The sequence below is a fragment of the Mitsuokella jalaludinii DSM 13811 genome, assembly GCF_000702905.1.
Taxonomy (GTDB): Bacteria; Bacillota; Negativicutes; order Selenomonadales; family Selenomonadaceae; genus Mitsuokella; species Mitsuokella jalaludinii.
Genome location: NZ_JNKR01000003.1, coordinates 81,719 through 107,699 on the forward strand (window position 1 = coordinate 81,719; position 25,981 = coordinate 107,699).

The following is a 25,981-nucleotide window of genomic DNA, read 5'->3' on the forward strand; positions in this document are numbered from 1 at the left end:
TGCCACAGTATGAAAAAGAAAAGAGCTTGCTGCTCGACTGATGCAGCAAGCAAAAAAGCTCCTGGCATATGCCGGGAGCTTTTTGATTGGGAAAGAGTCGGAGTGAGAACAGGAGGAACGAGGATCAGGCGAAGGGGTTCTCGCTCGGGTAGAGCATGCCTTTCGGCTGGTTGAAGGAGACATCGCCGACACCGAGGTACTTGAGGATGGAGAAGATCGTCTTGCCGAAGTGGCCGAAGGCGACGGCGCCGTGATGCGGGAAGCGCTTCTCGATGAGGACGTGACGGTAGAAGCGGCCCATCTCCGGGATGGCGAAGATGCCGATGCCGCCGAAGGAATTCGTGGCAGCTGGCAGGACTTCGCCCTCAGCGATGTAGGCGCGCAGCTGGCCGTCAGCCGTGCTCTGCAGGCGGAAGAAGGTGATGTCGCCGTCGGCGATGTCGCCCTCGAGCGTGCCGCGCGTGATGTCCGGCGTATTGCCGTCCTCGAGCAGGCGGTTCTGGATCAGCTGGTACTTGACGCCGCCCTTGCGGAGCTTGCAGAGCGGGGTGTTGCCGCAGTGGAAGCCCATGAAGGTATCCTGGAGCGTGTAGTCCTTCGTGCCCTTGATATTTGCTTCGAAGAGATCTTTCGGCACGGAGTTGTTGATGTCGAGCAGCGTGACGGCATCCTGCGAGACGCAGAGTCCGATGTACTCGGAGAGGGCACCGTAGATGTCGACTTCGCAGGCGACGGGGATGCCGCGCGAGACGAGGCGGCTGTTGACGTAGCACGGCTCGAAGCGGAACTCCGTCGGGAAAGCTGGCCAGCACTTGTTGGCAAACGCGACGTACTTGCGCGCGCCCTTGTGCTCTTCCATCCAGTCCATGAGCGTCAATTCATACTGTGCCATGCGCGGCAGGAGATCCGGATACGGGTTGCCGCCCTCCGTGCCGAGCTCTGCCGTCATGTCGGCGACGACGTCCTTGATGCGTGGGTCGTTCTCGTGGGCGCGGTAGGCGACGAGCAGGTCGAGCTCGGAGTTCTCCTCAATCTCGACGCCGAGGTCGTAGAGCGGCTGGATCGGGGCGTTGCAGGCGAAGAAGTCCTGCGGGCGCGGGCCGAATGTGATGATCTTGAGGTCCTTGAGGCCGAGCAGCGTTCGTGCGACCGGCTGGAACTCGGCGATCATATCGGCGAGCTCTTCCGCCGTGCCGACCGGATACTCGGGGATGAATGCCTTGAGGTGGCGCAGGCCGAGGTTGTAGGAGCAGTTGAGCATGCCGCAGTAAGCATCGCCGCGGCCGTTGATGAGGTTCTTGCCTGTCTCTTCAGCTGCTGCCACGTACATGACCGGGCCGTCGAACTCGCGCGCGATCAGCGTCTCCGGCGTCTCCGGACCGAAGTTGCCGAGGAAGACGACGAGGGCATTGCAGCCGGCGTCCTTGGCTTCTTTGACAGCGGCCAGCATGTCCTTCTCGTTCTCGACGGTCTTCTTCACTTCATAGAGGTCGCCGTATTTCTTCTCGTAGGCCGAGACGATGGCCTGGCGGCGGTTCTCCGAGAGGGAGATGATGAAGCAGTCGCGGCTGACCGAGATGATGCCGCATTTGAGATCCGGGATGTTGCTCATGTTCATGGTGAAACGCTCCTTTGATACAGATTGGGCTGCGGTGGCTCTGGGGAGTGCCCCGCGCCGTTGCTTGTCGTTTTATTGGCGTGCATGTGCACGCTCATCACGGTTATTAGAATAGCACCTCTTTTCTGGTTTGTCAATTGTTTGATTCGATTTTTATTTTATTTTTGCCAGATTTGCAGCTGAAATGCGTTTTTCTTCCATATAAGCGCCAATATAGAGCGGCGAAATCATGAATTTGAGAGGTATAACGAATGGATATGCGAGGAAATTACACACATTGCGATGAAATAAAAATTGAATTATCGTATTGACGACTGGTTTTTCTTGTGCTATATTGAGTACATGAAAAGCGTTCATGTGCACGCAAAACAAAGGCGGGCACCAAGGAGGAAGGAATCATGCGTTATCTGATCGGTATTGACATCGGCACTTCGGCGACGAAGACGGTCTTATTTGATGAACGGTGTCATGTCGTCACGTCGGCTTCTCAGGAATATCCACTCTACCAGCCACAGAATGGCTGGGCAGAGCAGGAGCCGCTCGACTGGTACAATGCGGTGCTGGTGACGATCCGCAAGGTCGTCAAGGACTCAGGTGTTGCGTCGGAGGACATCAAGGGCATCGGCCTCTCGGGGCAGATGCATGGCCTCGTCATGCTCGACGAGAAGAACGAGGTCATCCGCCCGTCCATCATATGGTGCGACCAGCGCACGGGCAAGGAATGCGAGGAAATCACGGAGCGCGTCGGCCGCAAGCGCCTCATCGAGATCACGGCGAATCCGGCGTTGACGGGTTTCACGGCCTCGAAGATTCTCTGGGTCCGCAACCACGAGGCGGAGAACTACCGCCGCTGCCGTCACATCCTCTTGCCGAAGGATTACATCCGCTTCCGCATGACGGGCGAGTACGCGACGGAGGTCTCCGACGCGAGCGGCATGCAGCTCCTCGATATCCCACATCGCTGCTGGTCGGATGAAGTGCTTGAGAAGCTCGAGATCGACAAGGCTCTCTTGCCGAAAGTCTATGAGTCCCCGGAAGTCACGGGCACCATCAGCAAAGAATTTTCGGAAAAGACGGGCTTGTCAGTAGATACTGTCGTTGTCGGCGGTGCCGGTGACAACGCAGCGGCAGCTGTCGGCACGGGCATCGTCTTTGACGGGCGGGCCTTCACGACAATCGGCACGAGCGGCGTCGTCTTCGCGCATACGAGCGAGCCGCGCATCGACCCGCAGGGCCGCGTGCACACCTTCTGCTGCGCCGTGCCGGGCTGCTGGCACGTCATGGGCGTCACGCAGGCGGCGGGCCTCTCGCTGCGCTGGTTCCGTGACAATCTCGCAGAAGCCTACAAAGACAAGGCCGTGCGCCTCGGCTGCGACTCCTACGACCTCATCAACCAGGATGTCGAGAAGGTGCCAATCGGCAGCCGCCGCCTGATCTACCTGCCGTACCTGATGGGCGAGCGCACGCCGCACCTCAACCCGAACTGCCGCGGCGTCTTCTTTGGCCTCTCGGCCATCCACACGAAGGCCGACATGCTGCGCGCCGTCATGGAAGGCGTCAGCTACTCGCTGCTCGACTGCTTCGACATCCTGCGCGAGATGAAGGTCAATGTCAAGGAGATGATGGCCTGCGGCGGCGGCGGCAAGAGCCGCGTCTGGCGCCAGATGCTCGCAGACATGTACGGCTGCGAAGTCAAGACGATCAAGGCGCAGGAAGGCCCGGCACTCGGCGTTGCCATCCTCGCAGGCGTAGGAGCAGGCATCTTCCCCGATGTGCAGACGGCCTGCAAGGAGTTCATCGAGCAGGACACCTGGTGCCAGCCCGATGCCGCAGCGCATGCCTACTACGAGAAGGGTCACGCGCTCTATCAGAAGCTCTATCAGAAGCTCAAGGATTGCTACGAGGATTTGGCTGCTCTATGAGATAGATGGTGTATAGGATAAAGGAGTGTATAGAATGACGGAGGGAATCATGGATAACAAGATGGAAACCGATGCACAGAAGCGCGCATCATGGGTTCGCAAATGCATTTACTTCGCGGCTGGCATGGCCGGCCTGCTCTTCGGCCTTGACCAAGGCGTCATCTCGGGCGCACTGCCGTTCATCAGCCAGGAATGGGGGCTCTCGAGCCAGGAACAGGAATGGGTCGTCAGCTCGATGATGGTCGGCGCTGCGACAGGTGCAATCATTGCTTCGTTCCTTGCCCGCGGCATCGGCCGCAAGAAGAGCCTGATCATCGGCGCTTCTCTGTTCATCGTCGGCTGCATCGGCTCTGGCATGGCGGCAAATGCCTCGATGCTCATCGGCTTCCGTCTGATCCTCGGCCTCTCGGTCGGCATCGCCTCCTACACGGCACCGCTGTACCTCGCGGAGATGTCGGATAAGGATGCGCGCGGCAAGGTCATCTCGGGCTATCAGCTCATGGTCACGGTCGGCATCCTGGCCGCCTTCCTCTCGGATACGGCCTTCAGCTATACGGGCGACTGGCGCATGATGCTGACGGTCATCGCCATCCCGGCTATCATCCTCATCCTGACCGTTTCGCGCCTGCCGGATAGCCCGCGCTGGCTCGCGACGAAAGGCCGCTTCGCAGAAGCCTCGAAAGTCCTCAACTCGCTGCACGCCAGTGCCAAGGTCGCAGAAGAAGAACTCGCTGATATCAAGGATGCCCTCAAGGTCAAGCAGGCTGGTTGGCATCTCTTCAAGACCAACAAGAATGTCCGCCGCGCCGTATTCCTCGGCGTACTCCTGCAGGCCATGCAGCAGTTTACAGGCTTCAATGTCATCATGTACTATTCGCCGAAGATCCTGAGCCTTGCGGGCTTCTCGAGCACGGAAGACCAGATGATCGGCACGGTCCTCAACGGTATCGTCTTCACGCTCTCCACGTTCATCGCCATCGGCATGGTCGATAAATCCGGCCGCAAGCCGGCGTTGAAGATTGGCTTTGGTGTCATGGCACTCTCGATGGCTGCTGTCGGCATCTGCATGTCCATGCTGGAATCCGGCACGGCACCGGCTTGGGTATCGTACTTCGCTGCCGTCATGACGATGGTCAGCATCGCAGGCTTCGGCATGAGCGCAGGCCCGATTGTCTGGGTCCTCTGCTCTGAGATTCAGCCGCTTAAGAGCCGCGAGTTCGGCATTGCCTGCTCGACGATGACGAACTGGATCACCTGCGCTATCGTCGGTGCGACGTTCCTCTCGCTCGTCGATACGCTCGGCTCGGCACATACCTTCTGGCTCTACGCCTTCCTCAACGGCTTCTTCATCGTCCTGACGATGGCCTTTGTCCCGGAGACGAAGAACGTCACGCTCGAGCAGATTGAGAAGAACCTCATGTCTGGCAAGAAGCTGCGCGATATCGGCTGCTGAGTGCCTGAAAGCGATTAGGGACAGATGTCCTTTTGTGGAGACGCATTGTCCTATAAAATGAATGATATGACGATACGTTCTAGTGAATATATTCAGAGGAGAGATACTATGAAATCTGTAACGGAAGAAGCATTCCGTCCGTATGGACGCGTCCTGCCGCTTGAGACGAAGGAGTTCTGCGAGGCGCTGAAGAAGATCGATATCCCGGCTGAGGGGACGGTCTACGAGCCGTCTGTCGCATCGTTCGAGGAGCTGCCGCTCTTCAAGGAGCTGACGGAGAAGACGTACGGCGAGATGCCGACGGAGCTTGGCCACTGCAGCGGCCACAACGAGGCCCTCAATGCGCTCGAGTACCACCGCTCGTCGGAGATCGACATCGCGGCGACGGACCTCGTGCTGATGGTTGGCCGCCAGCAGGACATTGATCCGGAGACGCTGACGTACGATACGAGCAAGGTCGAGTGTTTCTTTGTGCCGGCTGGCACAGCTGTCGAGCTCTACGCGACGACGCTCCACTTCGCTCCGTGCGGCATCGATGGCGAGGAATTCCGCTGCGGTGTCGCCCTGCCGCGCGGCACGAATGAGGCACTCAAGAACCCCATTGACAAAGAGGGGGAGGACCGCCTACTGTTCGCGGTCAACAAGTGGCTGATCGCTCACGCAGAGAGTGGCCTCGATAAGGACGGCGCCTTCATCGGCCTAAAGGGCGAGAATCTCACGCTCTGATCCTCTACAGAACGGTACAGAATGGTTGAATGAACCCCGGGAAGCTGCATCGCATGGCGATGCGGCTTTTCTTTTTGTCTGGTACCATCGCCATCCATGTGTAAATCTGCTACAATAGAGGAAGTGAATTATTGGAGGAAAAAACATGGTTACCATGAAAAAGATAGCAGAACTCTGCGGTGTCTCGCGCGGAACGGTGGACCGCGCCCTGAATGGCCGCGGCAGGGTCAATGCGGAGACGGCGGCGATGATCAAGAAGATGGCGGAGCAGCTCGGCTACGAGCCGAATCCTGCGGGCAAGGCGCTGGCGGCGCGGAAGAATCACCCCGTCATCGGCGTTCTGCTGCCGTCGGAGGGCAATGCCTTCTTCAACGATGTCATTCATGGCATGGACCGCGCGGCATCTTCGTATGCCATCTACGGCCTGACCGTCCGCTACTACCCGATGAAGGGCTACGATGTCGACAAGCAGCTGCACCTCATGGAGCAGATGAAGGGAAAGGTCAATGCGCTGATCATCAGCCCCATCGACGATGCGCGCATCGCCAAGGCCATCGATGAATTCGTCGATGCGGGCATCTTCGTCGTGACGGTCGTTAATGACATCAAGAGTTCCAAGCGCCACTGCTACGTCGGCAGCGATTACTTCAACGGCGGCGAGACAGCCTGCGCCTTGCTCGACGCTCTGCTCGGCGGCAAGGCGAAAGTCGGCATCGTCATGGGCAGCCGCCAGGTCCTCGGTCACTGCGAGAGGCTGGAGGGCTTCCAGCACCGCATGGAAAAGGCCCCGGGCTTCTCGATCGTAGACATCATCGAGAACGGCGATGATGAGATCTGCTCGTATGAGCGGACGAAGCACCTGCTCGACGACCACCAAGACATATCGGCGATGTTCCTGCTCGCGGGCGGTGTCTACGGCGCCTGCCGCGCCATCATGCAGCTGCCGGAGCAGGAACGCCCACTGACGATTGCCTTCGATAGTGTGCCCTCGACGGTCGAGATGATGCGCAAGGGCATCGTCAAGGCCATCCTTTACCAGCATCCGACGCGCCAGGGGCGTATGGCCATCAGCATCGCCTTTGAGTATCTCGTCAACGGCAGGATGCCGGACAAGAAGAACTACATCATGAAGAACGAGATCCGGCTGCTCGAGAACCTCTGAGCCCCCGTCTCTTCTGACAGACAGGTCTGTGCTTGCGCAGGCCTGTTTTCTATTATCTTTGACATATCCGCTCTGACTTTGACAAAAACACTTACATATGTTAATATTGAAACATGAGTTTTACATTTGTCAAAGATAAAGGCGGGGCGTCTTGCGCGCACTGCCTGTCGATAGGGGGTCTTCTTCATGCATATCTTATCCAGAAGGATCGGGCGCCTGCCCTTTGTCTTGGTGAGTATCCTGCTCTACCTTTCGGTGCCGCTCTACTATGCGGCCTGGGAGTATGAGACTGTCTCGTCGTACGTCATGGAACCGACGGGGCTCATCATGGGGCTTTTTGCCATACTCGGCAGCGGCATCCCGTTCTGCTTTGGCCACCAGATTGGCGTGCTGGACTCCCTGGAGTTCACGGCGCCGTTTGCGCTCCTCTTGCTGCTCGTCACGCTCTGGCGCTGCAATGACTGCCGCGCGAGCAGGCTGCTGCTCATCGGCCAGTGCCTGCCGCTCGTGAACCTTCTGACACTCGTCTACCTGACGGTCAGGGAGCGCGCGGTGCGTCCGGCCAGCCGCTATGCCGACCATCGGCCGGTGGAGCGCAATCAGGATCCGGTCACTGTCCGCTGGTCTGAAGCGCATCGCCACATTGCCTGAGAAGGCTTTTGCTGAGCGCTGCGCTTGCCCGCAAAACGGACCGATGTTAAAATGAAGATGACGATTTACGATGATACGATGGAAAAGAGAGGGAACGATCGTGAAATTCTGTGATAGACTGCTGCAGCTGCGCCGGGCGCGCAAGCTCACGCAGAAGGATGTGGCAGCGGCCTGCGGCATCACGCGCCAGACGTACAGCGGCTATGAGTCGGGGGAGCGCTACCCAAAGAAGAAGGAGATGTACCAGGTCCTCGCGGACTTCTTCGAGGTCGATGTCGCATATCTCTATACGGACCGGGAGATGTTCCTCGATGCGGCGCACGAGCAGTACGGCAGCCGCGGCATGGCGCAGGCACAGGAACTCGTGAGCCAGCTGGCGGGCATGTTCGCGGGCGGCGAGCTCTCCGACCAGGACCGCGAGGCCGTTATGCGCTCGCTTGAGAAGGCCTACTGGCTGGCCAAGGAAGACAACCAGAAATACACGCCGAAGAAGTACAGGAAGTGATGGGATGGATTCGATACAGCTCTATGAGGCCGTGCGGCGCATCCAGCCGAGTGCCAGCCACGCGATGATGGCGCTCGCGCAGGAGCTCGGCATCCATGTCGAATTCGCCGATGACTACAAGAACCTGCTCGGCATGTACTTCAACCGCTGGCACCACCGCTTCATCTTCCTCAATAGCCGCCTTGACGAGGACTGGCTGCCGATGGTGCTCGCGCATGAGATCGGCCACGACCAGCTGCACCGCGAGCTCGCGAAGACTGGCCTGCAGGAGTTCGAGCTCTTCCGCATGAGCAGCCGCACGGAGTACGAGGCGAACGCCTTTGCCTCGCATCTCCTGCTCGACAACGATGAGGTCTACCGCCTCGTGCGGGCGGGCGAGGATATGGAGACCATCTCGAAGCGCTTGCGCTGCAACATCAACCTCATGCTCATCAAGATGCGCGAGATGGTCGCGCTCGGCTACGACCTGCGGCTGACCGACACGGCAGACAGCCAGTTCTTCAAGAAGGTCCGCGCCTGAAGCAGTATCCAGATAGAAAAATCCTGCCCACATCGCGGCTTGCGGTGTGGACAGGATTTTTTGCTTGCTTGTCATTTCTTGCGCGGGTAGACGCCGATGGTCCATTCGTTGAGGATGGGCAGGCGCTCGCCGAGCTTACGGCAGATGGCCGCTGCCGCCATGGAGAGCCCGAGGATCGCGAAGTAGAAGAGGATCGCGACGGGGGCCGTCATGAGGTGGCCGCTCTTCTGGAGCAGCGTGGCCGCGTAGGTGATGAAGAGCGGGTGGACGAGGTAGGCGAAGTAGGAGTGGCGTCCGAGCTGGTGCAGGACAGGATTGAGCCAGGAGGGGTACTTCTGGTACGTGAAGATCGTGAAGAAGAAGACCGAGCTGGCCAGTGTGTAGAAGAGGCCCGCCGGGCTCAGCTGATGGGCCGTGTTGATGGCCTCGAGCGGCGTGTAGCCCGTCTCGACGATCAGCTGGTAGTAGTAGGCTAGGAGCCAGATGAGCGATGCCCAGAAGAACACCGTGATGGCGCGCCTGTTCTCCTGCATGAAGCGCTGGAATCTCTTGATGTGCACCGCGAGATAGCCGCCGAGCACGAAGATGAAGACGTAGTGCACGACCCAGTAGTTCAGGCGGTACATGAGGAACGGCTTGAGAAAGGAATGGTCGGGCAGCGCGTAGACGAACGTGTTGAACGCGACGGAGAAGCTCGACCAGTAGTCGAAGCCCAGCTGCGCGACGAAGAGCAGGATCAGGCTGGCCTTGCCCGCACGCCGTACGATGGCAATCCAGAGCGGCATGAGCAGGTAGAACCAGATCAGAATCACGAGGAAGTAGAGCTGGTATTTCGCCGTGCCGAAGAACAGGATGCTCAGGAGGTGCAGCGGGTCGGGGAAGCCGACGCCGTAGAAGAGGCCATCATGCAGGAGGTAGAAGGCGGACCAGACGAGGTACGGCACGAGGACCGTGCGGAAGCGCTTCTTCATGAAGGCCCTGTAATCGAGCGGTTCATCGATGTTGAGGTTGTAGAAGAGCCCGAAGGCCGAGATGAAGAAGAAAATGGGCACGCTGAAGCGCGAGGCCACCTCCAGCAGGGCAATCAGATGGATGTTGGCCGTCTGGTTCATGAGGTACTGCGAACCGACGTGGATGGCGATGACACCCATCATCGCGATGCCGCGGATGTATTCGATGGCAGGCAGGCGTGGCTTCCTCTTTTTCGCGGGGGCCGCTGCCCGGGATTCTTGCTCAGTCAAAAGAAAAACTCCTTACTTCTTGTGTTGCGGGCTGAACTGGCTTTGTCAGCTTGTTCAGTCGCTGAGGATGAAGTCGATGTGGACGTTGGCCGTCAGGGAGAGGCTGCCCGGCGCGATCGGCGTGGCGGCGTCCTTAGCAACGGCCATGAGCATGTTGCCACCGAAGCGGCGCGTCTCGATGTAGCCCGTGCTCTCGCTGACATTCTGGATGCCGACGATGCGCTTGCCGAGGCCCTTGGCGATGATGTCCGCTTTGTCGCGCGCATCCTGGACGGCGTTCAGCAGGGCGACCTTGCGGACAGCCTTTGTGTCGCTTGCTGAGAAGTCGAGCGAGTTGATCTCGTTGGCACCGTTATTCAGGGCAGCGTCGATGACCTTGCCCGTCAGCTTGATGTCGCGCACGACGACAATGACGGAGTTGTTGACCGTGTAGCCCGTGACTTCATTGCGGCGGTCTTTGTCCGTGCTGTAGTTCGGGTAGAAGGAGTAGTTGCGCGTCTGGATGTCCTTCTCTGCGATGCCGAGGCCGCGGACGGCGGCCTGGATCTGGTTCGACACCCAGGCATTGTCGTTCTGCGCCTTGGCTGCATCCTTGCCCTGCGTCGTCACGCCAATCGTGACGGTCGCCATGTCCGGCGCCGCCGTGCCCGTGCCCTGGCCGTCGACCGAGAGCGTCGGGCGCGGCGTTTCCTGCTGCGGTGCGGCAAAGGCTGCGCTGCAGCTCATCAGGAAGAGCGCGCAGACGAGCGTGAGGATGTGAACTGTCTTTTTCATGGTGAAACCTCCAATCATTTGGTAAAGATGGCTCTATTCTAGCACATTTTCCACGCTGGCGCATGAAAATTCGCGGGAATGTCCGTGAATCGTGGACAGCAGCGGGGCGGAGGAGTGTGTGCTTTCTGTTTTTTTTCGCAAATAGCGGCAGGATTATCGGGGCAGAGGGGAGAATATAGAAAGCAAGGTAAATGCATATGATGTGTATAATGTATTATAGATGAGAATTTCAGATAGGAGATGCTTTATCATGATGGCGTTGAATTTCCAGGCGGCCAAGCACAAGAAGATGATCATGGAGCGCACGAAGAACTGCACCGTGCGCCTCGGCGATGTCAGCAAGCTCTATCCGGAGGGCTCCATTGTCTGGATCACCTCGGGCAAGAAGGGCGAGCCGAAGCACCGTATCTACACGGCCTACCTCGACAAGGTCCGCGTCAAGACGATGGGCACGCTGACGAGCGCCGACCTCGGCCACCAGAACCCCGAGATCAATTCGCGCGAAGAGCTCATCGCCGACTTCGAGCGCATCTACAAGCGCCGCATCCTCATGGAGGATACGGTGACAGTCATCTACTTCTCGGAGGTGCACAATGACCTCAACGAGGAGAAGGACGACTCGGCGGAGTGACTTTTGGGCAGAACGAAAGGGATGGGCGGGGATTTTCCCCGTCCAAAACTTTTTTTCAAAAAGGTGTTGACAATGTGCGGCATCGTCCGTATAATAATACATGTCGCTGAAACACAGCGGCACAAAAGAAGAACGGCCCGGTAGTTTAGTTGGTTAGAATGCCGCCCTGTCACGGCGGAGGTCATGGGTTCAAGTCCCATTCGGGTCGCCATTCATGCGGAAATAGCTCAGTGGTAGAGCACCACCTTGCCAAGGTGGGGGTCGCGAGTTCGAGCCTCGTTTTCCGCTCCATTTTATTTTGGCGACATAGCCAAGTGGTAAGGCCGAGGTCTGCAAAACCTTTATCCCCAGTTCGATTCTGGGTGTCGCCTCCAAGATGAAATGCAGCCTGGAAGGTTTCCTTCCAGGCTTTTTGTTTATGTCATATTCATGTATCAAGATAGGAGTGTCACTGCATGGCCAATGAACCATCCCGCATTACGGACAATCTGCTCAACATCTTCAATTATTCCTTCGTGGAGACTGTTCCCTACGAGTTCTTCAAGCCGCGCCCGGAGCGCGACATCGCGGTCAAGCTCGTGGACAAGGAATACCATTGCGCGGGCTGTGGCAAGGTCACGCATGTCGATTACCAGGAGCGCCCGTTGACGTATTTCTCGAAGGGAAAGCTCAAAGAGCAGCGCGCAATCTACGAGAAGCTCGGCAAGCGCTTCCCGACCATGGAGGAAATCGCGGAAGGGCAGCCGTTCACGAACGAGGCCATCGGCTACTGCCGCGACTGTGCGGAGAAGGAGATCCTGCACGACGATGCGGCCGGTCAGCGCGTCTGCAACCTCGCACTGCAGCTCCACGGCGAGGATGAGCTCGTCGTCGCGAAGGCGCGCGCCGCGATGGAAGAGGCGTTGAAGAAGTGGCTCGTGGGTATCGAGAGCGCCGATGAATTCCTCCAGTACGGCCTCGGCGACTTCAACGCCGTCCGCGACCTCATCTGCGCCGTCATGCTGCAGGACACGTCTGCCGAGGAAGCGCTGCTCGCCGCCTACGGGGATACGGTCGCAGCCATCAAGGGCGAGGTCACTGCCTTGCTTGCCTCCCTGCCGGACACGTGGCAGGCGTATGCCGCTCGCTCGACGGGCGTCTACGAGTCCATGAACGACAAGATGTACCACGAGTACACGGTCATCTTCCCGAAGCCGGGCATGATCCCCGAGGATTACTACATCTACCGCAGCATCGAGAAGAGCCGCGTGCGGATGTTCCTCGACCAGCCGCGCATCGAGTCGCTCGAGGAGCTCTTGACGGAAGTCGGCTTCCACGGCGAGTGGATCGACCTCGTGAATCAGCGCTTGCAGGAACTCGTGCAGCGCGCCTGAGGCGTTCTCCGCTCCACAGACTTTTCGGGATGGAGGAGAAGGAGAGGATCGTCTGCAAAGATGGGGGAATCACAATGGAATTTCGGCAGTTGGAATATTTTTGTACGATCAGTGAGCTGGAGAACTTCACGCGCACGGCGAAGGTGCTACACGTCTCGCAGCCTTCCGTCACGAAGGCCATCAAGGCCCTCGAGGCGGAGCTCGGGCTCACGCTGATCGACCGGAGCCAGAAGCACGTCACGCTGACGGATGCGGGCCGCGCCTTCCTGATTCACGCGCGGCGCATCATGCAGGACGCAGAGATCGCGAAGCAGGACATGATGCGCTTCTGCGTCGGCAGTGCGGGCACGGTCCACTTCGGCGTGCCGCCGATGTTCGAGGCGTATCTTTTCCCGGAGTTCTTCAAGGAGTTCCGCGAGGCGTTCCCGAATACGCTGCTCGATGTGCAGGAATTCGGCGACTCCGATGAAGTGCGCGAGCACGTGGAGATCGGCGATCTCGACTTCGGCGTGATCTTCGGCAAGCCGGAAACGTCCTTTGCCAATGAGTTGCTCATCATGCACGATGCGATGAGCCTCTGCCTGCCGCAGGGCCATCCGCTCGCGGAGAAGGAAGAAGTCGCCTTCGAGAGCCTGCGGCGCGAGCGCTTCATCCTGCAGCAGCCGCGCACGTACCAGTACCGGGCCATCTTCGCGCGCTGCATCGAGGCAGGCTTCACGCCGGACGTCATGCTGACGACGATGCAGCTCAAGACGATCAAGCAGCTCGTGGCCAACGGCACGGGCATTTCCATCCTGCCGGACTTCGTGCTCAAGGGGGAGCACTCGTTCGTCAGGCGGCCGCTCACGCCGCGCCTGACGGCGCGCACGGCGCTCTACTGGAGCAGCCATAAGGTATTCTCCTCGCTCGACAAGGATTTTCTGACGTTCATGAAGCAGTATGTAGCGGCGGGCAAGTTCCAGGACCCGGGTGCCGCAGACAGGCAGGTGTGACGATTGCAGCTAAAACGCCTTGAGGCATATGGATTCAAGTCCTTTGCCGATAAGATCACGATAGAATTCGACCACGGCATCACGGCGATTGTCGGCCCCAACGGCAGCGGCAAGAGCAACATCACGGATGCCGTGCGCTGGGTGCTCGGCGAGCAGAACATCCGCAACCTGCGCGGCACGCGCTCGGAGGACATCATCTTCGCGGGCTCGGCGCAGAGGCGCCCGCTCAACATTGCGGAAGTCTCGCTGATCTTCGACAACGACGGCACGCTGCCCGTCGATTTCCGCGAGGTGGCGGTGACGCGCCGCCTCTACCGCAGTGGCGAGAGCGAGTACTTCATCAACCGTTCGCGCTGCCGCCTCAAGGATATCTACCAGCTCTTCGCCGACACGGGCATCGGCCACGACGGCATGAGCATCATCGGCCAGAACCGCATGGAGGATATCCTCAACAGCCGTCCGGAGGATCGCCGCGCCTTCTTCGAGGAGACGGCCGGCATCACGAAGTTCCGCGACCGCAAGCGCGAGACGGTGAGGAAGCTCACGGATACCGAGAACAACCTGCTGCGCGTGCAGGACATCATGCAGGAGATCGAGACGCAGCTCGAGCCGCTCGCGCGCCATGCGGAGAAGACGCGCCAGTACAATGCCCTGCACGAGGAGTACCGCCGCTGCCAGCTCACGAAGTTCGCGCGCAGCGCAAAGCGCGAAGCGGAGCGCAAAGCCGCCAACGAGGAGAAGCTCGGGAAGGCCCGCGACGAGGCGCTTGCGCTCGAGACGGCGGCCAAGCAGGCGGGAGCAGCGCGCGAGGCTCTGCAGAAGGAGATCCTCGAGCTCGAGCAGCGCATGAAAGACGGCGCGGAAGAGAGCGAGAAGCTGCGCCAGAAGCTTGAGGCTGCCAGCCGCGAGATTGCGACGCTCGAGGAGCGCCAGGGCCAGAGCGGTGCGGCGAGGGAGCGCATCCAGTCGCGGCGCGCGGAGCTGCAGGAAGCCCTCGTGCAGTCGGTCCGCGAGATCGGCCGTCTCTCGGGTGAAGCCGCTGAGAAGAAGAGGAAGCTAGGCGAGGCTGAGGCGAGGGAGAAGAGCCAGCAGGAGCGCGCGGCAAAGATTGCGGCCATCGTCGCAGAGCGCAAGAAGGCTGCCGAAGCATCCGGCAAGCAGCGCGAGGCGAAGCAGGAAGAGCTCTCCGCGGCCAAGCAGGCGCTCGCCATCCTCGACCGCGATATCGAAGCGGGCAGCGAGGGGCAGGCGGAGCGCCAGGCGGCCATTGCCGCGGCACAGCGGAAGCAGTCCACCCTGCGCGTGCAGCAGTCGGAGATGACGGCCGCGCTCGCCAAGAAGGAAAGCGAGCTCCAGGCGGCCGTCAAAGCCCAGCAGGCTGCGCGCCATGCGCAGCAGCAGGCGCAGGCCAAGCAGTCGGCTCTCCGCGAACAGCAGGAGAAGCGCGTGCAGCGCGCGAGCAGTCTGCACGAGAAGATCGACTTCCTGCAGCACATGCAGGAGGAGTACGAGGGATTCGGCAAGGCGCCGAAGGCCGTGCTGCAGAGCCAGGAGCCCTGGCATGAGGGCATCTCTGGCGCTATCGCGGAGCTCCTGACGATCCCGCAGCCCTACATGACGGCCATCGAGGTCGCCCTGGGCGGCAACCAGCAGAACATCGTGACGCAGGACACGGAGACGGCTAAGGCAGCCATCGCCTTCCTCAAGCGCAAGCACCTCGGCCGCGTGACCTTCCTGCCGCTCTCGACGCTCTCCGTGCAGTATCCGAAGGAGCGCGAGAAGGAGGCCGAGAACGGCGAGGGCGCAATCGGCTGGGCCAATGAGCTCGTCGAGATCGACGATTCCTGCCGCAAGGCGGCCGACTTCCTGCTCGCTCGCATCCTCGTCGTCGACACGCTCGACCACGCGCTCGCCCTCGCCAAGAAGCAGGACTACCGCCTGCGCATCGTGACGCTGACGGGCGAATTCCTCGCGCCGGGCGGTTCGCTGTCGGGCGGCGGCCGCGCGCGCAAAGAGGCGAGCTTCCTCAATCGCAGCGGCGAGATCGAGGCTCTGCGCGAGAAGCTCATCGCCTGCCAGCAGGAGCTCGATGATGGGAAACAGGCCGTCAGAAAAGCCGCCGCGCGTGCAGCCGTGGCGGAGAAGGGCCAGGCAGACGCACTTGCCCTCGTGCAGCAGAAGAGCGTCGAACGCGCGGAACTGCGCGTGAGCCTTGAGCGGCTGCAGGAGAACTTCGCTGCGCAGGAGCAGTCCGTGCAGGAACTCCTCGCGGCTGACGCCGAGCGCCAGGCGACCTTTGCCGAGAACCAGAACAAGCGCGTCCTGCAGGCGCGCTCGGTCAAGGCATTGGCAGACGCGCTCGAAGCGGCGAAGAAAGAGGCCGAGGAGAGCCGCCTTGACCTCGAGGATGCCGAGCAGGACGCCGCAGCGCTCGGCAAGTGCATGCAGGAAGAAGCCCTGCAGCGCGCCGTGCTCGAGCAGGAGTGGAAGCGCAGTGCCGAGCAGATGGCGCTCTACCGCCAGGAGAAGCAGCGCGGCGAGCAGTCGCTCGCGGAGCTCGAGCAGGAAGAGCAGCAGCTCGAGGCGCGCGCTGAGGAAAGCCAAAAGCGCCTGCAGGAGCTCGAGCATACCTCGCAGGACTGGCAGGATTCCTTCGATGCAGCGCAGAAGGCGCAGCGCGGGCTCTATGGCATGCGCATGGAGAAGATGGCCGCAGGCCAGGAGCTCGAGGCGAAGGGGCGCGAGCTTGCGCGCAGGCGCAGCCGGAAGCAGGAGGAGGTCCACCAGCTCGACGTGCTGGCCGCCAAGATCCAGATGGCCCTACAGGACAGCCAGCAGGCCATCCTGCGCGAATTCGGCCTGACGCCGGAGCGCGCCCTAGAAGAGGCGCTCGATATCGAGCCGCAGGACCTGCGCAGCCGCATGCAGTCCCTGAAGAAAGAGATGGACGCTCTCGGCCCGGTCAACCCCAATGCCGTCGAGGAGTACGAGAACCTGCAGAAGCGTCACGACTTCATGAAGAAGCAGTCGGCCGACCTCATCGAGGCAAAGGAAAACCTCGGGCGCATCCTCGCGGAGATGGATGAAGCCATGACGAAGCAGTTCAAAGAAGCGTTTGCGGACATCCAGCGCTATTTCGGCGAGATCTTCGTGCGACTCTTCGGCGGCGGCAAGGCAGAGCTCAAGATGCTCGATGAGCACGATGTGCTCCACACGGGCATCGACATCCTCGTGACCCTGCCGCAGAAAAAGCGGCAGAGCCTCGCCGCGCTCTCGGGCGGCGAGCGCGCGCTGACCGTCATCGCACTGCTCTTCGCCTTCCTGCGCTACCGGCCGTCGCCCTTCTCGGTGCTCGACGAGATCGACGCGCCGCTCGACGAGGCGAATGTCATGCGCTTCGGCCGCTTCCTGCAGGAATTCGCGGAGCAGACGCAGTTCATCGTCGTCACGCACCGCAAGGGGACGATGGAGGTTGCCGACACGATGTACGGCGTGACCGTCGAGGAGACGGGCGTCTCGCGGCTGCTGTCCGTGCGGCTCGATGAGCTCGACACTGCCTCCCTCGAGAAGTGAGGCAGCCCGTCAACAGGAATCATGAATCATAGATCATAGAGATAGGAGGAATCATCATGGGATTTTTTGACCGCCTCAAGAAGGGGCTCAACAAGACCCGCGAGAACCTGACCAACAAGATCGAGAAGATCATCGTCGGCTATGCCGACATCGACGAGGACCTGCTCGACGAGCTTGAGGAGACGCTCATCATGGCGGATGTCGGCGTCAAGACGACAGACAAGCTCATGACGGCCGTGCGCAAGGGCATCAAGAAGAAGGAGATCAACACGCCGGAGGACCTCAAGCCCTTCCTGCAGAACGAGATCGTCAAGATTCTGACAGCCGGCGAGGACACGACGCGCATCGCTGAGAACGGCCCGACTGTCCTGCTCGTCATCGGCGTCAACGGTGCGGGCAAGACGACGACAATCGGCAAGCTGGCCGCTTACTACAAAGGGCAGGGCAAATCAGTCCTGCTCGCCGCGGCCGACACCTTCCGCGCGGCGGCAATCGACCAGCTCGAGGTCTGGGGCCAGCGCACGGGCGTGCCCGTCATCAAGCACGAAGAGGGCTCTGATCCGGCGGCCGTTGCCTTCGACGCCGTCAAGGCGGCCGTCGCACGCAAGGTCGATATGCTGATCATCGACACGGCGGGCCGTCTGCAGACGAAGTCGAACCTCATGCAGGAGCTCGAGAAGATCAACCGCGTCATCGGCCGCGAGATCCCGGGCGCGCCGCATGAGACACTGCTCGTCCTCGATGCGACGACGGGCCAGAACGCCATCAGCCAGGCCGAACTCTTCACGAAGGCCGCACCAATCACGGGCGTCGTGCTGACGAAGCTCGACGGCACGGCCAAGGGCGGCGTCGTCATCGGCATCAAGAGCCAGCTCTCCATGCCGGTCAAGTGGATCGGCGTCGGCGAGGGCGTCGAGGACCTGCGCCCGTTCAACGCCGAGGATTTTGCCAAGGCGCTCTTCGGGAATTGAGAACCACGAAACATCACAGAGATAAAAAGCGAGGCCACATGCTGTGCATGTGACCTCGCTTTTTGTTGTTTGGCTGATGGTTGGGTGAAGGGGAATCAGTAGCTTCCGCACCCATCCGCAAAGCTGATGTCGGCGGCAGCAGCTTGATGGCTGAAGCTGGCTGGAAGCTTGAAGCAACGCCGGAAAATCCGTGGGCAGAATAGCCCGCCTCAGTTGCATGCCGATGACGGACTATTATCTATAAGTGAGCGGAAACTGGGGAGTGAAAGATAGGCTAGCCAATTGATGGCTAGCCTATCTTTCGATTGATTTGCTATTTTGGGAAAGCCAATCAGAATTTCAGCTTGGCGAAGCGGGCGACGGCGCGCTCCGTGTTCTCGCGGCTGCCGAAGGCCGTGAGGCGGAAGTAGCCCTCGCCGCACGGACCGAAGCCTGCGCCCGGCGTGCCGACGATGTTGACTTCGTGCAGGAGCTTGTCGAAGAAGTCCCACGAGCTCATGTTGTCCGGCGTCTTGAGCCAGATGTACGGGGCATTGACGCCGCCGTAGGCCTTGATGCCGACTGCCTTGAGGCCCTCGCGGATGATGCGGGCGTTCTCCATATAATAGGAAACGAGTTCTTTGACCTGCTTCTGGCCCTCTTCCGTGTAGATGGCCGCAGCGCCGCGCTGGACGATGTAGGCCGTGCCGTTGAACTTCGTCGTGTGACGGCGGTTCCAGAGCTTGTTGAACGGCACGCGCGAGCCATCTGCTGCGCGGCCCGTGACCGTCTTCGGGACAATCGTGTAGCCGCAGCGCGTGCCCGTGAAGCCCGCCGTCTTGGAGAAGGAGCGGAACTCGATGGCGACGTCCTTGGCGCCCGGGATCTCGTAGATGGAGCGCGGTACATCGTCTTCCGTGATGTAGGCGGCATAAGCGGCATCGAAGAGGATGACGGCGTCATTTTCCTTGGCGTAGTTGACCCACTTCGTCAGCTCGGCGCGCGAGAGCGTCGTGCCCGTCGGGTTGTTCGGGCAGCAGAGGTAGATCATGTCGACTTTTTCCGTCGGCAGCGACGGCGCGAAGTTGTTCTCGGCCGTACAGGGCAGGTAGACGACGCCCTCGAAGTGGCCGTCCTCCTGCAGCGTGCCCGTGCGGCCAGCCATGACATTCGTGTCGAGGTAGACCGGGTATACCGGGTCCGTGATGGCGACCTTGTTGGCCGTGCCGAAGATCTCCTGGATGTTGCCGCAGTCGCTCTTGGAGCCGTCGCTGACGAAAATCTCGTCCGGCGCGATCTCGATGCCGCGGTCCGTGTAGTTGTTCTTGATGATGGCTTCCGTCAGGAACGAGTAGCCCTGCTCCGGGCCGTAGCCGTGGAACGTCTCAGCCTTCGCCTGATCGTCGACCGCCTTGTGCATGGCCTCGATGCAGACCTGCGGCAGCGGCTGCGTGACATCGCCGATGCCGAGGCGGATGATGTCGGCATCCGGGTTCGCTTCCTTGTAGGCGGCGACACGGCGCGCGATCTCCGCGAAGAGATAGCTGCCCGGCAGCTTCAGATAGTTATCGTTAATGGTAGCCATAGAATGAAATCCTCCTCATAGAATTATTATCAATATAACTTTTTAGCATATTATACCACAACGTTATGCATATGGCTACATAAAATCAATGCTCTTAACGGAAAATATTGCTCAGAGCTGTCGCATGATTCATTTCGAGCATGACGATGATTCTATGCATGAATGATTCTGCCGCTCTGTGAAGAAGGGACTCTTTGTGATGAATCTGATTTACCAAAGAATAAGTGATATATATCATTAAAATATTTTATGATAAATAATATTTACTTATTCTTTTCTTTTATTGTATAATAAAGCGTAGATTCTCGGACGCTTCGCTTTGCTGCCCGCACAGCTGTCCTCATCTGTCCAACCTGCATCATATGGTCCTGCTATCGGATTCATGAATTTTATGGATGAAACGCATTCTTCAGCAGGATTTTGAACAGATTGCGCGAAAATAAGAGAGCAGGGGAAATTGTTTCTCTTTGATTCCGCGCAGTATGAAGAGAGGAGGGGTGGCACGGCGGATCTAAGGAATAGGATTTCTGTCTTTATTTAATAGGAAGGGGAGTTTCACTTGGAAATGTTGCTTGGTCTCATCGTACTGCTGGCCTGCCTTGTCTTTGGCGTGCGTCACGGCGGTATTGGTCTGGCTGTCATCAGCGGCATCGGCCTCGTCATCTTCACATTCGTCTTTGGCTATAAGCCCGGCACGCCGCCGATCGGCGTCATGCTCACGATCCTCGCGGTCGTCACCTGCGCCGGCTTCCTGCAGACGTCGGGCGGCCTCACGGTCATGCTCAAGTATGCAGAGAAGTTCCTGCGCAACAACCCGAAGCAGGTCACGATCCTCGCTCCGCTGACGACCTGGTTCCTCACGGTCCTCTGCGGCACGGGTCACGTCGTCTACACGATGTTCCCGATCATCTATGATATCGCCATCAAGCAGAACATCCGCCCGGAGCGCCCGATGGCTGTCGCTTCGGTCGCTTCGCAGATGGCTATCTGCGCTTCGCCTGTCTCGGTTGCCGTCGTCTCGATTGTCGGCTTCATGGCTGCAGCAGGCTATGAGTACACGGTCCTCCAGATTCTCGCCGTCTCGATCCCGGCTACGTTCACGGGCGTCTTCTGCGCCGCTCTCTGGTCTTACCGCCGCGGCAAAGACCTCGACAAGGATCCGCGCTTCCAGGAGTTCATCAAGGACCCGGAGAACAAGGAATACGTCTACGGTGACTCGGAGACGCTGCAGGGCAAGGAACTGCCGAAATCGTACTACCATGCGATGTACATCTTCTTCCTCGGCATCCTCGTCATCGCCTGCCTCGGCAACTTCCCGCAGCTTCTGCCGCACTTCCCGAACGCGAAGGGCGTCATGAAGGCAATCTCGATGACGGACGTCATCCAGATGGTCATGCTCTTCGTTGCCGCCATGATCCTGGTCTTCTGCAAGATCAAGGCGAAGGATGTCGGCAACAGCCAGGTATTCCGCTCTGGTATCGTTGCACTCGTCTCGGTCTATGGCGTCGCCTGGATGGCCGACACGTATTTCGCAAACCACATGACCATCCTCAAGCAGTGGCTCGGTGCCGCTGTCCAGGCATATCCGTGGGCTTATGCGATCTTCGCGTTCCTGACGTCGAAGCTCGTTAACTCGCAGGCTGCGGCCATCGCGATCGTCATGCCGCTGGCACTCAATGTCGGCATGGATCCTGTGCTGATCATGTCCTTCATCTCGGCCTGCTACGGCTACTTCTTCCTGCCGACGTACCCGTCTGACCTCGCCTGCATCGGTTTTGACCGCTCGGGCACGACGCGCATCGGCAAGTACATCCTCAATCACAGCTTCATGATCCCGGGCCTCATCGGCGTCTTCACGGGCTGCTGCGCTGGCTTTGTCATGGCGCATATCGTCCTGTAACATACCTTGCGTATGGAGCGGTTTCCTCCGGGAAACCGCTTTTTCATTATCTGCTGATTGCATTATTTTCAGAAAGGAAGCATTGCTATGAAGAAATTCAAGATTGCAGTCATCGCCGGCGACGGCATCGGTCCTGAGGTCATCGCGGAGGGCAAGAAGGTCCTCTCTGGCATCGCAGCCCTCGACGGCACGTTCGCTGTCGAGTTCACGGACTTCCCCTGGGGCTGTGAGTACTACTTGAAGACGGGCGAGATGATGCCGGAGGACGGCCTCGATACGCTCAAGGCGTTCGATGCAATCTACCTCGGTGCTGTCGGCTATCCGGGCGTTCCAGACAATGTCTCGCTGGGGCAGTTGCTCTTGAAGATCCGCCGCGGCTTCGATGAATACGTCAACCTGCGCCCCGTCAAGCTGCTCGAGGGCGCACCGTGTCCGCTCGCCGGTGTCAAGCGCGAGGACATCGACATGGTCGTCATCCGCGAGAACAGCGAGGGCGAGTACGCCGATGTCGGTGCGCGCCTCTATCCGGGCACGCCGCAGGAAATCGCGCTTCAGACGGGCGTCTTCTCGCGCAAGGGCTGCGAGCGCATCATGCGCTACGCCTACGAGCTCGCGCGCCGCGAGCACAAGACGCTGACTTCCATCTCGAAGGGCAATGCGCTCGGCTACTCGATGGTGTTCTGGGATGAGATTTTCGCCGAGCTCGGCAAGGAGTACCCGGATGTCAAGACGCAGAAGCTGCTCGTCGACGCGGCGAGCATGATGTTCGTCAAGAACCCGAAGCGCTTTGAGGTCGTCGTCACGAGCAACCTCTTCGGCGATATCCTGACGGACCTCGGCGCGGCCATCGCGGGCGGCATGGGCCTCGCGGCCGGTGCCAACCTCAACCCGGAGCGCAAGTATCCCTCGATGTTCGAGCCCATCCACGGCAGCGCGCCGGATATCGCTGGCAAGGGCATCGCAAACCCGCTGGCCAGCATCTGGTCGGTCAGCCAGATGCTCGACTTCTTCGGCAAGGAGGACTGGGGCAAGCGCGTCATCGCGGCCATCGAGACGCTGCTCGTTGAGAAGAATACCCTGACGCCGGACCTTGGCGGCGCGGCCAAGACGCAGGACATCGGCGAGGCCATCCTCGAGATCCTGCGCCGCTGAACCCCTGCTATTCCATGAAAAAATGCCATCTCACGCAGTCGGTGAGATGGCATTTCTGCTGTTTGTTGACTTAGTTGGTTTATTCCTGGGTAGGCGAGGCAGCGTCGGTCTTGTTGCTGTGGTCTTTCTTGAGCAGGTCCTTGCAGAAGTCGATGAAGGACTGTGCGGCTTTCGAGATGTAGCGGTCCTTCTTCCAGGCAAGGCCGACGTCGACGAAGATGGGATCGGCGAGCGGCAGGGTCTTGAGGCCGGGCGTTTCGTCGGCGACCATGTCGAGGAGAAAGGTGATGCCGACGCCGTTGGAGACGAGGCCCTTCAAGGTGTTGATCTGGTTGGACTCGAGCACGATGTTCGGCGTGATGCCCTCGGCCTTCATGCGGCCGAGGATGGTCTGGCGCAGGAAGGAGCCTTCCTTGAGCATGACGATTTTCGTGTCGGCCACGTCATCCATGGTGATGGCCTTCTTCTTGGCGAGCGGGCTGCTCTCGGGCACGCAGCAGACGATCTGGTTCTTGGACATGGGCAGCAGCTGCAGGCGATTCGAGGCGCCGGAGAGGATGATGATGCCGAAATCGAGCTCGTCGCGCTCAAGCTGCTCGCGGATCGACATCGAGGCCTCTTCGTGCATGAAGATGTCGAGGTGGGAGTAGCGGCGCTGGAAGCTCGAGAAGATGCGCGGGAAGAGGTAGGCGCCCATCATCGGCGGCACGCCGATCTTGATGGTGCCCTTCTGGAGCTGCTTGTAGTCGTTGACCTCCAGCACGGCGTCCTGGATGTTGCGCAGCGCGAGCTCGACCCGGTTGAGGAAGACGGCGCCCTCAGGCGTCAGTGCGAGCTGTTTCTGGCTGCGGTCGAAGAGCTGGATGCCGAGCTCGGCCTCGAGCTTCTTGATGGCGACCGTGATATTCGGTTGGGAAACACGCAGGCGTTCCGCAGCGCGGGTGATATTTCGCAGACGGCTGGCCATCTGGAAATATTCGAGTTGTCTGAGTTCCATTCAAATCGCTTCTTTCTGTTCCATTTTATCTGTATAAATTCGCTTTATTTAATGCCATTATACCATACTTTTAGTGAATGTATGATAGTATAATCGAAAATTATCAAAAATATTTTCGGGAACAGTCCCAGCTGCGCCGCAGGCCTTGGCAGGAAAATAGGCGGGGGATGGGGAATCTAATCCAGGATAGAGAAAATGAACCAGAATGAAACACGGAAAGCAGGTGGATGTCTTGATCGTAGGTATCGGGACGGATATTGTGGAGATTGCGCGCGTGAAGAGGGCAGCAGCCCGCGAGGCCTTCCTCATGCGCGTCTACACGGAGGCGGAGCGCGCGTACTGCGAGAGCCGCGGCGTGCAGAGGATGGCGAGCTATGCGGCGCGCTTCGCGGGCAAGGAAGCCGTCATGAAGGCGCTCGGCACAGGGCTGCGCGGCGGCACGCTGCACGACATCGAGATTTTGCCGGATGCGCTCGGGGCACCTCGGGTTCATCTTTCGGGGTATTTCGCGCAGCTGGCCCGCAGCCGGTCGGTTTCAAAGGTATGGGTCTCGCTGAGCCACTCGCGTGCGTACGCGACGGCACAATGTGTGATGGAGGGATGACGATGAAGGTATCACTTGTCAAGGAGATGCGCGCTGTCGACCGGCGCGCGGGAGAGGAGTACGGCCTGCCGGAGGTCGTGCTGATGGAGAATGCCGGGCGGCAGACGGCTGCAGAGATGATCGCGCTGCTCGGCTCTGTGCGCGGCAAGACGATCTGCGTCCTCGCGGGCAGCGGCAACAATGGCGGCGATGCGTTCGCGGCGGCGCGCTATCTCGCCAACGAGGGGGCGGACCTCAAGGTATTCCTGACGGGCAATCCTGACCACCTCAAGGCGTCGCCTTCCATCATGAAGCAGGCCTTGACGGCGATGGGCATCGCTGTGCACGACCTGACGGGTGACCGCGACATGGACCGGCTGCGCCTCGCGTTGCGCTTCGCGGACGGCGTGCTCGACGGCATCCTCGGCACGGGCTTCCGCGGCACGCTGCGCCCCGTCGTCCGCCAGGCAGTGGAGCTCGTCAATGCGGCGCACTGCCCGGTGCTCGCCATCGACATCCCGAGCGGCGTCGAGGCCGATACGGGCGAGGTCGGCGATGCGGCCGTGCAGGCAACGCGGACGCTCGCGCTCGGACTGCCGAAGCCGGGCCACCTGCTCGGCCTCGGCGCGACCTGCACAGGCGAGCTCTGCGTCGACTCCATCGGCATCCCGCACGAACTCCTGGAGGACGAGGCGATGCAGCAGGCCTGCATCGACGGCCGGATGGCCGCCGCTCTGCTGCCCGCGCGTCCGCGCACGGCCCACAAGGGGACCTGCGGCCGCATCCTCGTCGTTGCGGGCTCGCGCGGCATGACGGGCGCGGCGGCGCTCTGCACCTCGGCCTGCCTGCGAGTGGGCTGCGGCATCGCGACGCTCGCCGTGCCGGACAGCCAGCAGCCCATCCTCGCCGCGAAGCTCACGGAGGCGATGACGGTGCCCGTGCCCGAAGAGCAGGCAGGCGTCCTCGGCGGCGATGAGGCCCTCAAGCTGCTCGTGCCGCTGACGGAAGGGTACGATACCGTCCTTATTGGCCCGGGACTCGGGCGCGCCAAGGTGACGGGCGAGCTCGTCAGGGCGCTCGTGCGCGAGACGGACAGGCCGCTCGTGCTCGACGCCGATGCCATCTACGCCCTGCGCGACAATCCCGAGATCCTGCGCGAGGCAAAGCACGTGCCGATCCTCACGCCGCATCTCGGCGAGATGGCGGGCCTCCTGGGGCTCTCTGTCGAGGACCTGCGCGAAGATATCGTCGGCATCGCGCGCGACGCGGCGGCCGAATACCATGCCGTCTTCGTGCTCAAGAGCGAGTGCACGCTCGTGGCCTTCCCGGATGGCCGCGTCTTCTTCACGACGAAGGGCAATGCGGGCATGGCGACGGCCGGCGCGGGCGATGTGCTCGCCGGCACGATTGCGGGCCTCATGGAGCAGGCCGCAGACGGCATGGCCCCCGTTCTCGGCGTCTACCTGCACGGGCTCGCCGGTGACCTTGCCTACGGAGAGCGGGCGGAAGGCCTTATCGCCGGGGACATCCTCGCGAAGCTGCCAGAGGCGCGCCGCTTGCTGCAAGCGGGAGAGTGATTTCTTTCTATAATAAAAAGCACGATAAAAGCGGACAAAAGCGCATGTAGGCGGATGAAAGACAAAGATACATATTCTGTGTAAAATTACATCATT

At 60.2% G+C, this 25,981-nt stretch carries 21 protein-coding genes and 3 tRNA genes; 19 read left to right on the forward strand and 5 right to left on the reverse strand.

What is annotated here, in order from left to right:
• Positions 1-124: 124 nt before the first annotated feature.
• Complete coding sequence (locus T518_RS03640; protein ID WP_036375329.1) at positions 125-1,618, reverse strand: L-fucose/L-arabinose isomerase family protein; 1,494 nt, start codon at positions 1,616-1,618, stop codon at positions 125-127.
• 398 nt (positions 1,619-2,016) lie between these two features.
• Here T518_RS03640 and xylB point away from each other — a divergent pair, with 398 nt between their 5' ends.
• The 7 genes from xylB to T518_RS03675 all read left to right on the forward strand — a co-directional run bounded on the left by xylB (position 2,017) and on the right by T518_RS03675 (position 8,557).
• Complete coding sequence (gene xylB / locus T518_RS03645) at positions 2,017-3,540, forward strand: xylulokinase (protein ID WP_248617149.1); 1,524 nt, start codon at positions 2,017-2,019, stop codon at positions 3,538-3,540.
• Between the two features lie 61 nt (positions 3,541-3,601).
• Complete coding sequence (locus T518_RS03650) at positions 3,602-4,993, forward strand: sugar porter family MFS transporter (protein ID WP_211248175.1); 1,392 nt, start codon at positions 3,602-3,604, stop codon at positions 4,991-4,993.
• Between the two features lie 108 nt (positions 4,994-5,101).
• Positions 5,102-5,719 carry a DUF4867 family protein gene (locus tag T518_RS03655; protein ID WP_036375338.1) on the forward strand — a complete coding sequence of 206 codons (618 nt, stop codon included), beginning with the start codon at positions 5,102-5,104 and terminating at the stop codon, positions 5,717-5,719.
• A gap of 154 nt (positions 5,720-5,873) precedes the next feature.
• Positions 5,874-6,881, forward strand: coding sequence for a LacI family DNA-binding transcriptional regulator (locus tag T518_RS03660; RefSeq protein WP_248617150.1), 1,008 nt, complete (start codon positions 5,874-5,876; stop codon positions 6,879-6,881).
• A 186-nt stretch (positions 6,882-7,067) separates the two neighbouring features.
• A complete protein-coding gene (locus tag T518_RS03665) occupies positions 7,068-7,532 on the forward strand; it encodes a hypothetical protein (RefSeq protein WP_148485473.1) in 465 nt (154 codons plus the stop codon).
• Positions 7,533-7,632: 100 nt separating this feature from the next.
• Positions 7,633-8,037 (forward strand): helix-turn-helix domain-containing protein, encoded by a 405-nt coding sequence (locus T518_RS03670; protein ID WP_036375347.1) that lies wholly within the window; start codon positions 7,633-7,635, stop codon positions 8,035-8,037.
• Between the two features lie 4 nt (positions 8,038-8,041).
• Positions 8,042-8,557 carry an ImmA/IrrE family metallo-endopeptidase gene (locus T518_RS03675; RefSeq protein WP_036375350.1) on the forward strand — a complete coding sequence of 172 codons (516 nt, stop codon included), beginning with the start codon at positions 8,042-8,044 and terminating at the stop codon, positions 8,555-8,557.
• A gap of 71 nt (positions 8,558-8,628) precedes the next feature.
• On the opposite strand, the gene T518_RS03680 is transcribed toward T518_RS03675, so the two are convergent.
• Positions 8,629-9,798 carry an acyltransferase gene (locus T518_RS03680; RefSeq protein WP_072003565.1) on the reverse strand — a complete coding sequence of 390 codons (1,170 nt, stop codon included), beginning with the start codon at positions 9,796-9,798 and terminating at the stop codon, positions 8,629-8,631.
• A 54-nt stretch (positions 9,799-9,852) separates the two neighbouring features.
• Positions 9,853-10,572: an SIMPL domain-containing protein gene (locus T518_RS03685; protein WP_036375353.1), complete on the reverse strand. Its 720-nt coding sequence runs from the start codon at positions 10,570-10,572 to the stop codon at positions 9,853-9,855.
• Positions 10,573-10,822: 250 nt separating this feature from the next.
• On the opposite strand from T518_RS03685, the gene T518_RS03690 reads away from it, so the two are divergent.
• The 8 genes from T518_RS03690 (at position 10,823) to ftsY (ending at position 18,112) form a co-directional block, all read left to right on the forward strand.
• Positions 10,823-11,203: an ASCH domain-containing protein gene (locus T518_RS03690; RefSeq protein ID WP_036375355.1), complete on the forward strand. Its 381-nt coding sequence runs from the start codon at positions 10,823-10,825 to the stop codon at positions 11,201-11,203.
• Positions 11,204-11,337: 134 nt separating this feature from the next.
• A tRNA-Asp gene (locus T518_RS03695) sits at positions 11,338-11,414 on the forward strand.
• 5 nt (positions 11,415-11,419) lie between these two features.
• Positions 11,420-11,494: transfer RNA gene (locus T518_RS03700), tRNA-Gly, on the forward strand.
• A gap of 9 nt (positions 11,495-11,503) precedes the next feature.
• Positions 11,504-11,577: transfer RNA gene (locus T518_RS03705), tRNA-Cys, on the forward strand.
• A gap of 81 nt (positions 11,578-11,658) precedes the next feature.
• Positions 11,659-12,576, forward strand: coding sequence for a hypothetical protein (locus T518_RS03710; protein ID WP_036375358.1), 918 nt, complete (start codon positions 11,659-11,661; stop codon positions 12,574-12,576).
• A gap of 74 nt (positions 12,577-12,650) precedes the next feature.
• Positions 12,651-13,568: a LysR family transcriptional regulator gene (locus T518_RS03715; protein WP_036375361.1), complete on the forward strand. Its 918-nt coding sequence runs from the start codon at positions 12,651-12,653 to the stop codon at positions 13,566-13,568.
• A 3-nt stretch (positions 13,569-13,571) separates the two neighbouring features.
• Positions 13,572-17,141 carry a chromosome segregation protein SMC gene (gene smc, locus T518_RS03720; RefSeq protein WP_036375365.1) on the forward strand — a complete coding sequence of 1,190 codons (3,570 nt, stop codon included), beginning with the start codon at positions 13,572-13,574 and terminating at the stop codon, positions 17,139-17,141.
• A 56-nt stretch (positions 17,142-17,197) separates the two neighbouring features.
• Positions 17,198-18,112: a signal recognition particle-docking protein FtsY gene (gene ftsY / locus T518_RS03725; RefSeq protein WP_036375368.1), complete on the forward strand. Its 915-nt coding sequence runs from the start codon at positions 17,198-17,200 to the stop codon at positions 18,110-18,112.
• Positions 18,113-18,443: 331 nt separating this feature from the next.
• On the opposite strand, the gene T518_RS03730 is transcribed toward ftsY, so the two are convergent.
• Complete coding sequence (locus T518_RS03730; RefSeq protein ID WP_036375371.1) at positions 18,444-19,676, reverse strand: LL-diaminopimelate aminotransferase; 1,233 nt, start codon at positions 19,674-19,676, stop codon at positions 18,444-18,446.
• A gap of 559 nt (positions 19,677-20,235) precedes the next feature.
• Here T518_RS03730 and T518_RS03735 point away from each other — a divergent pair.
• Together T518_RS03735 and T518_RS03740 are read left to right on the forward strand one after the other, a co-directional pair.
• Positions 20,236-21,576 (forward strand): anaerobic C4-dicarboxylate transporter, encoded by a 1,341-nt coding sequence (locus T518_RS03735; protein WP_036375374.1) that lies wholly within the window; start codon positions 20,236-20,238, stop codon positions 21,574-21,576.
• A gap of 87 nt (positions 21,577-21,663) precedes the next feature.
• Positions 21,664-22,728, forward strand: a complete 1,065-nt coding sequence (locus T518_RS03740) for a tartrate dehydrogenase (protein WP_036375377.1) — start codon at positions 21,664-21,666, stop codon at positions 22,726-22,728.
• Between the two features lie 79 nt (positions 22,729-22,807).
• On the opposite strand, the gene T518_RS03745 is transcribed toward T518_RS03740, so the two are convergent.
• The gene (locus tag T518_RS03745; RefSeq protein WP_036375380.1) at positions 22,808-23,725 is read right to left on the reverse strand and encodes a LysR family transcriptional regulator; all 918 of its coding nucleotides are present in this window, start codon (positions 23,723-23,725) and stop codon (positions 22,808-22,810) included.
• Positions 23,726-23,957: 232 nt separating this feature from the next.
• Between T518_RS03745 and acpS the strand changes: the two genes are divergently transcribed.
• Together acpS and T518_RS03755 are read left to right on the forward strand one after the other, a co-directional pair.
• The gene (gene acpS / locus T518_RS03750; RefSeq protein WP_226867578.1) at positions 23,958-24,329 is read left to right on the forward strand and encodes a holo-ACP synthase; all 372 of its coding nucleotides are present in this window, start codon (positions 23,958-23,960) and stop codon (positions 24,327-24,329) included.
• Between the two features lie 2 nt (positions 24,330-24,331).
• Positions 24,332-25,885: a bifunctional ADP-dependent NAD(P)H-hydrate dehydratase/NAD(P)H-hydrate epimerase gene (locus T518_RS03755; RefSeq protein WP_036375386.1), complete on the forward strand. Its 1,554-nt coding sequence runs from the start codon at positions 24,332-24,334 to the stop codon at positions 25,883-25,885.
• Positions 25,886-25,981 lie beyond the last annotated feature (96 nt).